15 protein-coding genes are annotated in these 15,317 nt (G+C 71.4%); 7 read left to right on the forward strand and 8 right to left on the reverse strand.

The window, feature by feature from the left end:
- Positions 1-1,312: FAD-dependent oxidoreductase (locus EBO15_RS39635; protein WP_147481870.1), on the forward strand; the 1,312-nt coding region annotated here is incomplete at its 5' end.
- Between the two features lie 16 nt (positions 1,313-1,328).
- Here EBO15_RS39635 and EBO15_RS39640 read toward each other — a convergent pair.
- On the reverse strand, positions 1,329-3,758 hold the full coding sequence (locus EBO15_RS39640; RefSeq protein ID WP_122199612.1) for an FdhF/YdeP family oxidoreductase: 2,430 nt from the start codon (positions 3,756-3,758) through the stop codon (positions 1,329-1,331).
- An 84-nt stretch (positions 3,759-3,842) separates the two neighbouring features.
- Positions 3,843-5,273: an MFS transporter gene (locus EBO15_RS39645; protein WP_233616782.1), complete on the reverse strand. Its 1,431-nt coding sequence runs from the start codon at positions 5,271-5,273 to the stop codon at positions 3,843-3,845.
- A gap of 140 nt (positions 5,274-5,413) precedes the next feature.
- Between EBO15_RS39645 and EBO15_RS39650 the strand changes: the two genes are divergently transcribed.
- Positions 5,414-5,653 (forward strand): hypothetical protein, encoded by a 240-nt coding sequence (locus EBO15_RS39650; RefSeq protein ID WP_122199613.1) that lies wholly within the window; start codon positions 5,414-5,416, stop codon positions 5,651-5,653.
- 80 nt (positions 5,654-5,733) lie between these two features.
- On the opposite strand, the gene EBO15_RS39655 is transcribed toward EBO15_RS39650, so the two are convergent.
- The 6 genes from EBO15_RS39655 to EBO15_RS39680 form a co-directional block, all read right to left on the reverse strand.
- The gene (locus tag EBO15_RS39655; RefSeq protein WP_122199614.1) at positions 5,734-6,606 is read right to left on the reverse strand and encodes an NTP transferase domain-containing protein; all 873 of its coding nucleotides are present in this window, start codon (positions 6,604-6,606) and stop codon (positions 5,734-5,736) included.
- Positions 6,596-6,904, reverse strand: a complete 309-nt coding sequence (locus EBO15_RS39660) for a DUF3467 domain-containing protein (protein WP_122199615.1) — start codon at positions 6,902-6,904, stop codon at positions 6,596-6,598. The genes EBO15_RS39655 and EBO15_RS39660 overlap by 11 nt, the downstream gene beginning before the upstream one ends.
- A gap of 124 nt (positions 6,905-7,028) precedes the next feature.
- Entirely contained in the window at positions 7,029-8,018 is a 990-nt protein-coding gene (gene moaA, locus EBO15_RS39665; protein ID WP_122199616.1) for a GTP 3',8-cyclase MoaA, read from the reverse strand.
- Between the two features lie 93 nt (positions 8,019-8,111).
- Positions 8,112-9,029: a hypothetical protein gene (locus tag EBO15_RS39670; protein ID WP_122199617.1), complete on the reverse strand. Its 918-nt coding sequence runs from the start codon at positions 9,027-9,029 to the stop codon at positions 8,112-8,114.
- A 67-nt stretch (positions 9,030-9,096) separates the two neighbouring features.
- Positions 9,097-9,816 (reverse strand): hypothetical protein, encoded by a 720-nt coding sequence (locus EBO15_RS39675; protein ID WP_147481871.1) that lies wholly within the window; start codon positions 9,814-9,816, stop codon positions 9,097-9,099.
- A 91-nt stretch (positions 9,817-9,907) separates the two neighbouring features.
- On the reverse strand, positions 9,908-11,101 hold the full coding sequence (locus EBO15_RS39680; RefSeq protein WP_122199621.1) for an RtcB family protein: 1,194 nt from the start codon (positions 11,099-11,101) through the stop codon (positions 9,908-9,910).
- Positions 11,102-11,523: 422 nt separating this feature from the next.
- On the opposite strand from EBO15_RS39680, the gene EBO15_RS39685 reads away from it, so the two are divergent.
- The 5 genes from EBO15_RS39685 to EBO15_RS39700 all read left to right on the forward strand — a co-directional run bounded on the left by EBO15_RS39685 (position 11,524) and on the right by EBO15_RS39700 (position 15,131).
- Entirely contained in the window at positions 11,524-12,300 is a 777-nt protein-coding gene (locus EBO15_RS39685) for an LAGLIDADG family homing endonuclease (RefSeq protein WP_122199619.1), read from the forward strand.
- Between the two features lie 42 nt (positions 12,301-12,342).
- On the forward strand, positions 12,343-12,903 hold the full coding sequence (locus EBO15_RS39690; protein WP_199745119.1) for an alpha/beta fold hydrolase: 561 nt from the start codon (positions 12,343-12,345) through the stop codon (positions 12,901-12,903).
- Complete coding sequence (locus EBO15_RS45585; protein ID WP_199745120.1) at positions 12,903-13,118, forward strand: alpha/beta fold hydrolase; 216 nt, start codon at positions 12,903-12,905, stop codon at positions 13,116-13,118. The genes EBO15_RS39690 and EBO15_RS45585 overlap by 1 nt, the downstream gene beginning before the upstream one ends.
- A 105-nt stretch (positions 13,119-13,223) precedes the next feature.
- On the forward strand, positions 13,224-14,168 hold the full coding sequence (locus EBO15_RS39695; protein WP_199745121.1) for an alpha/beta fold hydrolase: 945 nt from the start codon (positions 13,224-13,226) through the stop codon (positions 14,166-14,168).
- A gap of 54 nt (positions 14,169-14,222) precedes the next feature.
- Positions 14,223-15,131 carry an alpha/beta hydrolase gene (locus EBO15_RS39700; RefSeq protein WP_456047895.1) on the forward strand — a complete coding sequence of 303 codons (909 nt, stop codon included), beginning with the start codon at positions 14,223-14,225 and terminating at the stop codon, positions 15,129-15,131.
- The last annotated feature ends 186 nt before the right edge of the window (positions 15,132-15,317 follow it).

Raw genomic sequence — 15,317 nt, forward strand, 5'->3', positions numbered from 1 at the left:
CGTCGGCGCGGGCCTGGCGGGCGCGCTGCTGGCGACCCTGCTGGCCCGGCGCGGCGTCCCGGTGACGGTGTACGAGCGCCGCCCGGACCCGCGGATCGCGGGCGCCGAACGCGGCCGGTCCATCAACCTGGCGATCTCCGCGCGCGGCCTCGCCGCGCTCGAGCAGGTCGGACTGCGCGAGCAGGCGCTCGCGCGGGCGCTGCCCATGCACGGCCGCAGGGTGCACCCGAGCGGCGGCGCGACCAACTTCCAGTCCTACAGCGCGGACGGCACGCGCGCGATCAACTCGATCAGCCGCTCCGAGCTGAACGCCGCGCTGCTCGACACCGCCGAGGCCACGCCCGGCGTGACGCTGCGGTTCGGGCACAAGGTCACGGCCGTGGACACCGCGTCCGGCAAGCTCACCCTGGACGGCCCTGACGGCACGGTCACCGAGCCCGCGGGCGTCGTCCTGGCCGGGGACGGCGCGTACAGCGCGGTCCGCCGGGGCGCCGGACCCGGCGGCGCGTTCACCGCCGACGCCGACTTCCTGGAGCACGGCTACAAGGAGCTGACGATCCCGGCGCGCGACGGCGACTTCGCGCTCGACCCGGACGCCCTGCACATCTGGCCGCGCGGCACGTCCATGATGATCGCACTGCCGAACCTGGACCGCTCGTTCACCTGCACGCTGTTCTGGCCGAAGGGCGACTTCGACGCGCTCGGCACGCCCGAGGCGGTGACCGCGCACTTCCGGCGGCACTACCCGGACGTCGCCGAGCTGATGCCCGACCTCACCGACGACTTCGCGCACAACCCCGTCGGGTCGCTGGTGACCGTCCGGGCCTGGCCGTGGGTGCGGGCCGGCGAGGGCGCGACCGTGGCGCTGCTCGGCGACGCCGCCCACGCCATCGTCCCGTTCTTCGGGCAGGGAGCGAACTGCGCGTTCGAGGACTGCATCGAGATCGACCGCTGCCTGGACGAGACCGACGGCGACTGGGCCGCCGCCCTGGAGCGGTACCAGGAGCGCCGCAAGGCCAACACCGACGCGATCGCCGAGATGGCGCTGGAGAACTTCGTGGAGATGCGCGACAAGGTCGCCTCCCCCGTGTTCCGGGCCAGGCAGGCGGCCGTCCACGCGCTCGAGCGGCGCCTCGCCGGACGGTACGTCTCCCGGTACGAGCTGGTGTCGTTCTCGACCCTGCCGTACGCCGAGATCCCGGCCCGGATCAGGCGGCAGAACCTGGCCGTCGCGGGCACCGCGGCCGCGGGCGCGGTGCTCGCCGCCGGAGCCGTCCGGGCCCTGCGGGGCCGCGCCCGCCGCCGCCCCTGAGACCGGGCGCGAGCGGTCAGGCGGGCGCCGACAGGCGCGCGCCCGACGGCCTGCGTCCGGCCGTCCGGCTGCGGACGATCTCGACGGTGACCTGCTTCATCAGCGGCTGGCCGCTCTGCGGGCTGAAGTCCCCGATCGGGCACAGGACGTTCATCTCCGGCATGTACCCGGTCGCGCAGCCGCGCGGGATGTCGTAGCCGATCGCCCGGTAGCCGTGGACCGCGCGCCGCGAACCGTCCTTGGCGATGGACGTGACGTCGACGAGGTCGAGCTCCTTCAGGCCGCGCTCGTCCATGTCGGCGCGGTTCATGAAGACCAGCGTGCGCAGGTTCCGGACGCCCCGGTACCGGTCGTCGTCGCTGTAGATCGTGGTGTTCCACTGGTCGTGCGACCGGACGGTGGAGAGCATGAGCCTCCCGGCGTCCGGGGTGACGTCGCCGAGCGCGGCCAGGGAGAACTCGGCGGCCCCGGACGGCGTCTCGAACACCCGCTCGCGCGCGGCCTGCCGCAGCCGGAACCCGAGCGGCTGCCGGACGCGCCGGTTGAAGTCCTCGAACCCCTCCAGGCACTGGGCCATGGCGTCCCGGATCAGGTCGTAGTCCCCGGCGTAGTCCTCGTACGGGGTGGTGCTGTCCGGCAGCGTCGCCCGCGCCATCCCGGCGAGGATCGCGATCTCCGACCTCAGGTGCGGCGACGCGGGCCGCTTCATGCCCGTCGACCGGTGCACCATGCTCATCGAGTCCTCGACGGTGACGCACTGGAGGCCGGTGGCCTGCCGGTCCTCCTCGCTGCGCGTCAGCGTCGGCAGGATCAGCGACCGCCTCCCGTGGACGAGATCGCTGCGGTTCAGCTTGGTCGAGACGTGGACGGTGAGGTCGCAGCGGCGCAGCGCCTCGAAGGTGAAGGCGGTGTCGGGGCAGGCGAGCGCGAAGTTCCCGCCCACCGACACGAACACCTTCACCTCGCCCGCGTGCATCGCCTCCACGGTCCGGACGACGTCCAGGCCCGGCTTGCGCGGCGGGGTGAAGTCGTAGATCTCGTTCATCCGGTCGCTGAGGAACGGCGGCGGACGGTGGGTGATGCCGCACGTCCGGTTCCCCTGGACGTTGCTGTGCCCGCGCACCGGGCACACGCCCGCGCCCTCGGTGCCGAGGTTGCCGCGCAGCAGCAGGACGTTGACGATCTCGCGGATGGTGTCGACGGCGTGGTCGTGCTGGGTGACCCCGAGGCACCAGGCGATGATCGTCCGCTTGGCGCGCAGGTACACGGCCGCCAGCTCGCGGATCCGCGCCTCCCGGACGCCCGAGACGCGCTCCAGGTCCGCCCACGCGGCGTCCCTGACGATCCTCGCGTACGCCTCGAACCCGCTGGTGTGCCGGTCGAGGAAGTCGCGGTCGATCGCGCGCGGATCGGTCTCCGCCTTCTCCAGGACGGCCTTGGCGACGCCCCGCAGCAGCGCCATGTCGCCGCCGATCCGCACCTGGACGTCCATCGTGCCGGTCGCGGTGGACTTGTTCAGGCCCATCGAGACGAACTCGTGCGGCACGATCGTCCGCCGGGCCGCGCCCTCCACCAGCGGGTTGACGTGCACGATCGCCGCGCCCCGCCGGTAGGCCTTGGCGAGCGCGGTCAGCATGCGCGGCGCGTTGGACGCGGCGTTGTTCCCGAGCAGCAGGACGGCGTCCGCCATGTCCCAGTCGTCCAGGTCGACGGTGCCCTTGGGCGTGCCGAGGGACGCATCGAGCGCCCATCCGCTCGCCTCGTGGCACAGGTTCGAGCAGTCCGGCAGGTTGTTGGTGCCGAACTCCCGCGCCCACAGCTGGTAGAGGAACGACCCCTCGTTGCCGAGCCGCCCGGAGGTGTAGAACGCGGCGCGGTCCGGGGCGTCCAGGTCGCGGAGGGCACGTCCGACCAGCTGGAACGCCTGCTCCCACGAGATCGGGACGTACCGGTCGGACGCCTCGTCGTACACCAGCGGCTCGGTCAGCCGCCCCGCGTCCTCCAGGGCGAAGTCGCTCCAGCCCGCCAGCTCCGAGACGGTGTGCGCGGCGAAGAACGCGCGGTCGGCGCGCTTGTGCGTCATCTCCCAGCCGACGTGCTTGATGCCGTTCTCGCAGATGTCGAGCTTGAGGCCGTCGCGCGCGTCCGGCCAGGCGCAGCCGGGGCAGTCGAACCCGCCGTCCTCGTGGTTCATCCGCAGCAGCGCGCGGGGCATGCGGGTGAACTCGCGCGACTCCGCGATGACCTCGCCGACCTTCTTCGCCGCGCCCCAGCCCGCGGTCGGATGGGTGTACGGCTCACGGGACGGCGGCCCCCCGGTCCCCGGACCGAGCCCCCGCGCGGGCTCCCCCGGCGCGCCCTGGCTCCTGATCGCGCCCCCGGACCTGCTGGTGTTCGCGCTCTTGGTCGTGTCCGCGCTCTTGGTCGTGTCCGCGTCGTCCGCCATGGCCGCCCCCTTCCCGGAACCCCTTGCCGGGCCGTGTTCCGCCTAGTCCCCGTCCCCGGTCCACGTTCGGTAAGGCTTTCGAGGTCAGCCCGCGTGGCGGCGGACGACGAGCCTCCCGCCGTGGCCGAACAGGTCGAACAGGCTCATCGCGAACGCCGCCAGGACGAACGCGAGCACGACCAGCAGGCCGTCCCGGAACGCCTCCGCCCAGTTCCCGCCCGTGCCCGCGACCGTCGCGAAGAACACCGCACCGACGCACGCGATCCCCACGGCCGTCCCCACCCGCTGCCCCGTCTGGAGCACGCCCGCCGCGCTGCCGCCCTGCTGGTAGGGCACCTCCGACAGCGTGATGGTCTGGTTCGGCGAGATCACCAGGCCGCTGCCGACGCCCGCGAACAGCAGCGGCACGGCCGTCCACCACGCCGCGCCCGACCCCGGGTGCACGTCCACCGCAATCCACGTCAGGACCAGCGCCACCGCGACCAGCGCCAGCCCGGCGGCCACCAGCGGGCGGCCGAGCCGTCCGACCATGCGCCCGCCGACCGCCGACGCGACACCCGACCCGACCGCGAACGGCGTGATCGCGACGCCCGCGCCGAGCGCGCTGTACCCGAGGCCGTTCTGCAGGTAGAGGGTGAAGATGAAGAAGATCGAGGTGAACCCGGCGAAGTACAGCAGCGCGATCCCCGACCCGAGCGAGTACGAGCGCAGCCGGAACAGCGCGAGGTCCACCATCGGCGAGTCCGTGAACCGCTCCCACGCCACGAACACGCCGAGCAGGACGAGCCCCGCGACCACCAGCAGCCACTTGGCGTGCCCGTGCCAGGTCCGCTCCTGGAGGAACGGCAGCATGATCGCGATGATCGCGGCGCCCAGCAGGAACACGCCGACCGGGTCCAGGCCCTGGCTCTCGCCGTAGACCGGGGCGGGCAGCAGCCGCCGCGCCAGCACCAGCGCGACCAGCCCGATCGGGATGTTGATCAGGAAGATCCAGCGCCAGCCGGTGTCGGTCCCGGCGATCTGGATCAGGATGCCGCCGAGGATCGGCCCGACCGCCGTCGCGATCCCGATGACCGCGCCGAGCGCGCCGAACGCCCGCCCCCGGTCCGCGCCCTGGAACAGCTGCTGGATCAACCCCGCGACCTGCGGGTTCAGCACCCCGCCCGCGACGCCCTGGGCGAACCGGGCGACCACCAGCCACAGCATCGTCGGCGCCAGGCCGCACGCCGCGCTGGCCAGCACGAACAGCGCCAGCCCGACCATGAACGTCGCGCGCCGGGAACGCGCGTCCCCGATCCGCCCCGCCGCGACCAGCACCAGGCCGAACGTCAGCGCGTACCCGGACAGGATCCACTGCAGGCCGCTCTCGGAGGCGTTCAGCCCCGTCCGGATCGACGGCAGCGCCACGTTGACGATGCTGACGTCCAGCAGCGTCATGAAAGCCGCGACCAGGCAGACCGACAACGCCCGCCACGGATGGGCGCACGCCTGCGGCGCCGCCGGCTCGGTCGTCACAGGACGAATCCTTCACCCACCAGGAACCGGGCAAACACGACACGCCGCGGACGGGACGCGTTCCCCGTCCGGCTCTTGCCCGCCCTTTAACCGGACGGCCCCCGGACCGGCGCGTCCCGCCGGGTCACTACCCTGGGAACGTGACCGAAACCCACCCCGGCGACCCGGCGGACGAAACGCCCCTCTGCTCGGCCAAGGGCTGCCAGGCCCCCGCCGTCTGGGCCCTGCGCTGGAACAACCCGAAGATCCACACCCCGGAGCGGCGCAAGGTCTGGCTGTCCTGCGACGCCCACCGCGACCGGCTCTCCCAGTTCCTGGACCGGCGCGACTTCCTCAAGGACGTCGTCCCGATGAACGAGCTCACCCCGACCGACGGCTAGACCCCCTTCGGAGCCGGAGCGCGTGGGCACATCCGGTCACCCGCGTGGGCACATCCGGTCACCCGCGTGGGCGCGGCCGGTCAGCCGTCGGCGTCGCCCTTCCACGCCAGCGCCATCTCGCTGACCCGGGTCGCCGCGTCCTTCGGAGGCGTGCCGCGCCCGATCGCCAGGCCGAGCAGGTAGGCGGTCAGCGGCGCGGCGGGCCGCGCCACACCGTGCGCGACGTCCCGCGCCAGGTCCAGCACCAGATCGCGGTCCAGCTCGGCGCGTTCGACGCCGAGCTCCAGGCACACCGCCTCGATCCACTCCTCCAGCACCGTCATCTCCCCTTTCACCTGATCCCGGCTCCGATCGTACGGGCCGGACGCCACGCTCCCCGCCTCGGCCAGCGCCTCCGGGGTGTCGCAGTCGAACCACGGCGGCCGCTCCCCCGCGCCCGCCCGGACGGCGACCGCCAGCGGACGCAGCCCCCGCAGGACCCCGCGCAGCCGCTGCCCCCCGTACCCGTCGAGCGCCCGCCGGAGACTCTCCGTCCGCCACACCCCGGTCAGCCACTGGAGACGGCCCTCGTCGTCCACGAACACGGCCCCGTCCGCGTCGGCACGGCGCGCCGCCCCCAGGAGCACGTCCACATGCTCCGGACGCAGAAACGGCAGGTCGGCGGCCAGAAGGACCGTCCACGGCGCGCGGACCTCCGCGAACCCGGCGCGCAGCGCGGGCACGGGACCCGAACCCGGCGGATCCTCACGGACGTACGTCGCGTCCGGAAGCCCCGGATGCGGAGGACCGGCCACCACGACGCGCCCGGCGGCCTCCACCGCGCGGGCCGTCAGCACGAGCAGCGGCGTCCCGCCGACCTCCAACGCGGGCTTGTCCACCCCGCCCATCCGACGCGCCAGGCCCCCGGCCAGCAGGACCGCGTCGAACCCGTCCGCCGCCCCGTCACTCGCCATGCCTGCTCGAACCACGCTCCCGCTCGTAGGCGCTGAGGTTCTTCTCCAGCGCGCGCATCAGCTCCCACACCTGCCCCGGCGGGATCCGGACGCGCGCGACCACGCGGGCGGGCACGTGCACGTACCGCTCACCGGTCGACCGGTCCTCGGCGACCTCCGGCGGACGCACCTCGGTGGCGAAGTCCAGAACGAAACTGTCCTGCGCCCGCCAGACCGAGGCGAACCCGGCGAACGCGCCGACCTCCTCCTCGGGCGGGACGGTGATCTCGACACGGGTGTCCAGCGGCTCGTCCGTCACCCCGCCATCGTCGCACGCCCCCGGCACCCCGCCGCGTCCGTGCGTGCCCACCCGCGCGCCGCAGTGCGTGCGGTGCGGTGCGGTGTGGCGTGGTGCGGTGCGGTGCGGCCTCGGAGGCGGAGGGTCAGCCGCCGATCGCCGACATCGGACGGGCGGGCTGCAGGAAGGCCGGGTCGTCGATGCCGTGGCCCGCGCGCTTACGGGACACCGCGGCACGCCAGCGGTCCGCCAGGTCGTCGTCCGAGGCCCCGTCGCGCAGGGCGTCGCGCAGATTCGACTCCTCCGTCGCGAACAGGCAGTTGCGGACCTGGCCGTCCGCCGTCAATCGGACACGGTCGCAGGCGCCGCAGAACGGCCGCGTCACCGAACCGATCACGCCGACGGTCTCCGGGCCGCCGTCCACCAGGAACGACTCGGCCGGGGCGCTGCCGCGCACGTCGGCGTCCGCCGGGGTCAGCGCGAACACCTCACCGAGCCGGGCCAGGATCTCGTCCGCCGTGATCATGTCCGTGCGGCTCCAGCCGTGCTGGGCGTCCAGCGGCATCTGCTCGATGAACCGCAGGCGGTAGCCCCGCTCCAGGCACCAGCGCAGCAGCGGCACGGCCTCGTGGTCGTTCACCCCGCGCATCAGCACCGCGTTCACCTTGACCGGCCGCAGGCCCGCCTCACGCGCGGCGGCGAGACCCGCCAGGACGTCCGGAAGGCGGTCCCGGTGCGCGAGCCGCTTGAACGTCTCACGGTCCAGGGTGTCGAGCGAGACGTTCACCCGGTCGAGCCCGGCGTCCGCCAGAGGCCCCGCGAGCCGGGCCAGGCCGATCCCGTTCGTCGTCAGCGACACCCGCGGGCGCGGCTCGAGCTCCACCGTCCGGCGCACCAGGTCGGGCAGGCCCCGGCGCAGCAGCGGCTCACCCCCGGTGAACCTCACCTCGGTGACGCCGAGCCGCTCCACCCCGATCCGGACGAGCCGGACCACCTCGTCGTCGGTCAGCAGCTCCGGCTTCGGCAGCCATTCCAGGCCCTCGGGCGGCATACAGTACGAACACCGCAGATTGCACCGGTCGGTGAGGGAGACCCGCAGGTCCGTCGCGGTCCGACCGAAGCTGTCGACCAGCATGGGCGCCCCTTTCCTGCCGTTCGAACGTGTGGACGGTCCAGCCTATTGCGCCGTTCGACGATCCGCCCCACCCGCAAGAGACGGCGACCGCGATCACTGCCGCCGCCATCGGCGCCTGGCCCGCGCCCACGCTCCCTCGCTGAACGCCATCCCGCCCGACAACCGGGCCGGATCAGCGAACTCCCACCTCCCCGGACGCACCGGCGCATTCTGCTCCCACGCGAGGTACCGCCACACATGCTCATGAACGGGCACCAACGGCACGGGCAGGTCCGGATCGTCATCCGGCACGACCCGGAGCAACAGAACGCCGGGGTCACGCGCGTACGCAGGCTCCACGAAAGGCCGCTCCGGGCCGTCAAGATCACATATCGCCATCGGCCCGCCCCACGGACGCCGGCCGTCCAAGGGCAAGGGGCGAAGCCGAGCCGCATCCGGCGTGGCGCTCAGCACCCCGAGAAGGAACTCACGCAACGGCTCGGTGTCCGGGCTGAAGTACAGCGGGACACCCCGTGACCGCGCGAGCACCTCGTCCGCCCCCAGCGACAACCGCCCGAACCACAGCCAGTCGGCCCGTCCCTGATCGTCGACCGGGAAGCGGCCGAACCACTCGTCCGGGTTCTGCCACGGCTCGTCGGTGGTCGGCTCGTCCCGCCTCCGGACGGCCCCGGGCAAGAGGACGGCCGTCTGCCAACGCTCACAGTCGTCCGTCCGCTCACCCACACCAGAACCACATGCGACGCACACGAGATTGGGCTCGTCACCCGGGGCCATACCCAGACAACTCTCACCACAGCGCTCCGGGACGATCCGCACCCCGAGCACGTCCCCCGGCGCCAGGACGAACCCGCGCGGCCCCTCGGCGTACGTGCCCGCGGCCATCAGCACAGGGCAGGTGAAGTGCATCGGGGGCTCGGTTCCGGGGCGCGGCATCCGCACCCTGAGCAGGGCGTCCGCGAGGACGGCACCACAGGCACGGCATTCGAACGTGGTTCGGACGTTCAGCGGCACACCTCCCGAAACCGTTCCGGCGAAGCCGGAGCCTCGCCGCCTCGGCCTGACCGCGGGGACGAACCGGTCAGCACTTCAGGGCGTCGGCCCGGTCCCACACCAGGGGACGCAGCTCGTCGGCCTCGATCGGCTCGCGCAGCCCGGCCAGCACGTCGGCGCGGGCACGGCGGGCGACCGACACGTCCCGGTGGAAATCCCGGAAGACCTGCACCTCACCGGACGCGAAGCACGTGCCCTCAGCCAGGTAGGAATAGTCCATGCCGTGGGAGCCCGGGTCGAGCCGGCCCGAATGGACGGCCCACTCGCGCATCTCCTGCGGAGTCTGAGGACGCAGCACGACCAGGCCGTTCAGGTTCTCGACGCGGCCGCGCAACGGGTCGTCCTGGTCCCGGTTCAGGTCGAACCAGGACCGGGGGTCGGCGAGCGCCGCGTCCAGGCCGTGCGTGCGCCAGCGGACCGTGCCGTCCGGCGCGGACGCGAACGGAAGGCGCGCCTTCAGCGCACGCGCGTGCTTGGCCGTGAACGGCGTGTCCCAGCCCGGCACGAGAACGATCCGGTCCGCTGGATCACCCTCGAACGGCGTGGTGGTGATGAACTCGCGATCGATCACCACCAGCGTCCCCGGACGCGACTGGTAGGACAGCCCCCACAGCAGTCGTCCCAGCACCCGCGCCCCGTGCCGGTTCGACAGCACGTGCCACGTCTCGTGGAACAGGTTCGTGCTGAACCGCACCGCCGTCCCCGGACGCAACGAGACGACCGTGTGCGGACGGCCCGCCAGACTCACCGCACGACGATGCAGCTTCATGCCGTCCGCGGCGGACCGCGCGGTCGCGGGCCGCTGCCTACGGCGAACCGTCCTCACCGACATCCCCTGATCAACCCTTCACACAGATCAGCTGACGCAGGTGCGCGACGACCTCGACGAGGTCCGTCTGCGCCTCCATCACCGTCTCCAGGTCCTTGTACGCGCCCGGGATCTCGTCGAGCACGCCCCCGTCCTTCCGGCACTCGACACCCTTGGTCTGCTCCTCCAGGTCCTGGACGGTGAAGGTCTTGCGCGCCTTGTTCCGGCTCATCCGCCGCCCCGCGCCGTGCGACGCCGAGTTGTAGGCGAGCTCGTTCCCGAGGCCGCGCACGATGTACGTCCCGGTCGCCATGGACCCCGGGATGATCCCCAGGTCGCCCGCGCCCGCGCGGATCGCGCCCTTCCGGGTGACCAGCACGTCCACGCCGTCGTAGGTCTCCTCGGCGACGTAGTTGTGGTGGCACGAGATGACCTCGCCCCACTTGCAGCGCTTCTCGCCGAACCACCGCGCCACGACGTTCTGCGCGAGCGCCATCATGACCGCGCGATTACGCCGCGCGTACTCCTGCGCCCAGAACAGATCGTGCCGGTAGGCGTCCATCTGCTCCGTCCCCGAAAGGAACACCGCAAGGTCGGAGTCGGGCAGATCCTGATTATGCGGAAGCCGCCGAGCCACCTCCACATGCCGCTCCGCAAGCTCCTTTCCAATATTCCGGGAACCAGAATGGAGAACCAGCCAAACGACCCCGTCATCATCTGCACAAAGTTCCCAGAAGTGGTTGCCGCCCCCCAAACTACCAAGTTGTTCGCGAGCCCGGCCAAATCGGGCACTCACTCCCGGATGAAGGTCGTCGAACCCCTTCCAGAAGTCGTACCAGCCCCGCTCCTTCAATCCCGGAACGCCGGACGGATCCACCGCCTCCCGGTGCGACGCGCGGCCGACCGGAATCGTCGCCTCGATACGCCTCCGGAGACCGGACAGATCGTCCGGCAGATCCTCGACGGACAGGGTCGACTTCACGGCGGTCATACCGCAGCCGATGTCCACTCCGACGGCCGCCGGGGACACCGCGTCACGCATGGCGATGACCGATCCGACCGTCGCCCCCTTGCCGTAGTGGACGTCCGGCATGACGGCCAGACCCTCCACCCACGGCAGGCGCGAGACGTTCTCCAGCTGCTGGAGCGCCTGATCCTCGACGGTGGACGGGTCGGCCCACATCCGGATCGGAACGCGCCCGCCCTTCAACTCCTGATACGGCACCACGTGCCCCTCTCCGAACTCAACGACGAACCGGGACTATGAAGCCAGATCACCACAATCTGGTTCAACTTATTTTCCGCCCACCCGGGCGACACATGTCCATCACTCGGGGCAAGCGACATCTCACCTAACGTTATGTCATTTCGGGCGCGAGCATCGACCACCCCGCACAAAAATTGACTCAAGGAGTCGAACGATGGTTCACCGACGACAACTCGAACGGAGCGACGATGGAAAATGCCGAATGCTCGGAACGGAACTGTGACAACCCCGTCAGAACCCGCGGCATGTGCGGGAAGCACTACAAGCGCTGGATCCGCAGAACGCCGAAGAGCGCGCGACCTCCCTCACTCCGCGAGGATCGGTCTCGCCACCCGGACATCCGCCATGCGCTCCACGTCTTCGATCCCGGAAAGCCCGAGATGGCATATCTCCTCGGTTTCCTCCAGACGGACGGCACCTACATGAGAAACGGGCCGGGGAAAGGGCGCATCAGCATCGAACTGGCCGCCAGGGACATCAACATTCTCAACGCCTTCCAGCGCCTGGTCCCCTACCCGACATCGATCACCATGCGGTCGAGAACGACCAACTTCTCCAAGGGTGTGTACACCAGTGCCGTCTGGTCCCTGGGCGTCGCCGAGGCCCGTCACGCCCTCGAGGCCCTGGGGCTGCCGCCCGGACGGAAGTCCGCCATCATCAAGCCCCCGAACCGGCCCTTCAGCGAGCCGGACTACGTACGGGCGCTCATCGACGCCGACGGATCCGTCGGGTTCACGGGCAAGGGGCTCCCGTTCGTCAGCTTCACCACGGCGAGCCCGCAGCTCATCGCCTACGTGTGCGCGAAGGTGTTCGAGGTGACGGGCGTCCGCCGGACGGTCAGGCCGAACCAGCGCGACAGCATCTACAACCTGCTCCTCACCTGCGAGTCGGCGGTGAGATTCGCCCACTGGATCTACTACGAGGGATGTCTGGCACTCGAACGCAAGCACCTCAAGGCGGTCGAGGTCATCGGGTGGGTCCGTCCGCCGGGCATGAAGAGACAGACCCCTCGGCGCTCGTGGACGCCGCGCGAGGACAGGGTGGCGCTGACGCTGCCGATCGCGGAGGCGGCGAGGCGTCTCAGGCGCACCGAGTCGAGTGTGGCCGTTCGGCGGCATCGGTTGAGGACTGGGGTCGTGCGGGTTCGCGATGGCTGACTTTTCCCCTGCCCGTGCTCTTCATTCACGGCCTGTGGCTCCATGCCGGCTCCTGGGAGCCGTGGGTCGAGCTGTTCCGGAGCGAGGGCTACGGCGTCGGCGCCGGGCTGGCCGGGTGATCCGGAGACCGTCGCCGAGGCGCGCGCCAACCCCGAGAGCATCGCCGACCACGGCATCGACGACGTCGTGGAGCACTACGCCGGGATCATCGGCAAGCTGGACGGGCCGCCGGTCCTGGTCGGGCACTCCTTCGGGGGCGTGATCGCCCAGAAGCTGCTCGCCCGGGATCTGGCCGTCGCGGCGGTGGCGATCGACGCGGCGCAGATCAAGGGGGTCCTGCCGCTGCCGTTGTCCGCGCTGCGGTCGACGCTTCCGGTGTTCCGGAATCCGGCGAACAAGCGGCGCGCCGTGTCGCTGACCGCCGAGCAGTTCCGCTTCGCGTTCGGCAACGCCGTGTCCGAGGAGGAGTCCGACGCGCTGTTCGAGCGGTGGGCCATTCCCGCGCCGGGCAGGCCGCTGTTCGAGGCCGCCGCGGCGAACTTCAATCCGCATGCCGCGACCAAGGTGGACACGAGGAACTCGGGCGTGGCCCGCTGCTGCTGATGTCCGGTGGCAAGGACCACACCGTCCCGGAGCCGGTCACGCGCGCGACGCTCCGGCAGTACCGCCATTCGGACGCCGTCACCGAGATCACCGTGTTCCCCGGCAGGGGGCATTCCCTGACGATCGACAGCGGGTGGCGGGAGGTCGCCGATGTGGCTCTGGCGTGGCTGGGGCGTCAGTCCCTGGAGTTCCGCGGGCATGGCGATGGGGCCTGACGTGGATCTCGGAGTCCGGGGTGGCGAGGCCGGCGTCGTCTGCGGGTCGTTCTTGGGGGCGCTGTGCTGATGTCGTTCTCTCGCCGGAAGGCGATCCTGTCCGTCATGTTGGCGGCTGTGCTCGGTTCCGCGGTCGCCGCGCAGGCGACCACTCCGTCGCACGCCGTGGACGCGTCGGCCGAGCAGCTGCCGGGCGGGTTCAGCGAGCATCGTGCGGAGGTCGGCGACGTCGGCCTCAACTACGTCATCGGCGGGCACGGTCCGACGCTGGTCCTGATCCACGGTTATCCGCAGACCTGGTACGAGTGGCGCGGGATCCTGCCGGCGCTCGCCCGGCACTACACGGTCATCGCGCCGGATCTGCGTGGCGCGGGTAAGAGCGACGCCCCGGCCGGTGGCTATGACAAGAAGACGATGGCCGACGACATCCATGGTCTGCTCGTGGGGCTGGGTCGTGAGCACGGCATGCGGATCGTCGGCCACGACATCGGCACGATGGTGGCGTACGCCTACGCCTCGGCGCATCCCGCCGACGTCACCAGGCTCGTACTGAGCGAGGCGCCGATACCGGATCGGAGCATCTACCGGTTCCCGTCGTTGACCGCGCAGGGGCCGGGGGTCTGGAACTTCGGGTTCTTCAACGTCACCAACGGCCTGCCGGAGAACCTGATCCGCGGTCGGGAGACCACGTGGACCGCCGGTTTCATCGACCAGTTCGAAGCGCGGAAGGGGGCCGTGACCCCGCAGGACGTCGCGGTCTTCGCACGTTACCTGCGGGATCCCGCGCACCTGGCGGCGAGCTTCGCCTGGTTCCGCGTCCTTCCTCAGGACATCGCGGACAACGCGCGGAACATCAGGACCAGGCTCACGATGCCTGTGCTGGCGATCGGCGTCGACCACAGTCTCGGCGACGCGGTCGCGCGTCAGGCGCGGCGGTACGCCACCGATGTCACGGGCCTGGTCGTCCGCGATTCCGGTCATTGGATCTACGAGGAGCATCCCGCCGAGCTCACGGGCGCCCTCCTGGATTTCCTCGGGAGGACTTCGTGATCGCGGCACACTCGACGAAGGGGAAGGCAGGCGTGTCCGTTTCCGCTCGGATCCGTGCGAGGGTCCTCGCCCCGGCCGCTCTGGCGGCGGTGTTCGCCGTCACGCCCCCGGCGTTCGCGTCGTCCGCCGCGCCCGGCGCGGCCGCGTCGCGTCGGCCCAAGCCCACGATCGTCCTGGTGCACGGGGCGTTCGCCGACGCCTCCGGCTGGGACGGCGTCATCGACGCGTCTCGGGCGCGGGGGCTATCCGGTGGTCGCACCGGCGAACCCGCTGCGCGACCTGACCGGCGACTCGGCCTACATCTCCAGTGTCCTGGACATCATTTCCGGGCCGGTGGTGCTCGTGGGCCACTCCTACGGCGGCGAGGTCATCACCAACGCGGCGGCCGGGCACGGGAACGTGGAGGCGCTGGTCTACATCGCCGCGTTCGCTCCGGATCAGGGTGAGACGGCGCTGGGGCTGACCGGCCGGTTCCCTGGGAGCGCTCTCGGCGCGAACCTGAGCGTCCGTCCCTATCCGCTTCCCGGCGGTGGGAGCGCGCCGGAGGGTCTCATCAATCAGGACGCGTTCCGGGCGGTGTTCGCCGCCGACGTTCCGGTGAGGACCGCCGCGGACATGGCGGTGACGCAGCGTCCGGTCGGCCTGGCCGCGCTGACCGCGCCGAGCGGCGTCCCCGCGTGGCGGACGCTGCCGTCCTGGTACCTGGTCGCCGGTGCCGACCAGGCGATCCCGCCGGCCGCCGAGGCGTTCATGGCGCGACGGGCCGGCGCTCACACCGTCACGGTCGAGGGGGCCTCGCACGCCGTCGTGGTGTCGCACCCCGGCCGGGCGGCCGACCTGATCATCGCGGCGGCGAACGCGAGCGGCTGCACCCGCCGGGCTCCGCTGACTGGTCGGCTCGAAGAACTGCGGGAGGCCGCCGCCTGGTTCGCCTCGGCCTGTGAGCCGACGAGAACACCCTAATAGCGGTCACATCGGATGGACTGTGGTGTTTCCCCGAAGGAGGCGTGGGGCTCGCGCCGTCTAGTGCGCTGACCGGGAAGGTTTGCCGGGTTTGGTCACGCGGCTTTGCTGCGGGGGCGGCCCCATCGTTGTTGGCGTTGGCTGCGGATGCGGGCGCGTTCTCGGCGTTGGGCTGCCAGGATGTCG

It is taken from the genome of Actinomadura harenae (assembly GCF_003696215.1).
GTDB classification, from domain to species: domain Bacteria; phylum Actinomycetota; class Actinomycetes; order Streptosporangiales; family Streptosporangiaceae; genus Spirillospora; species Spirillospora harenae.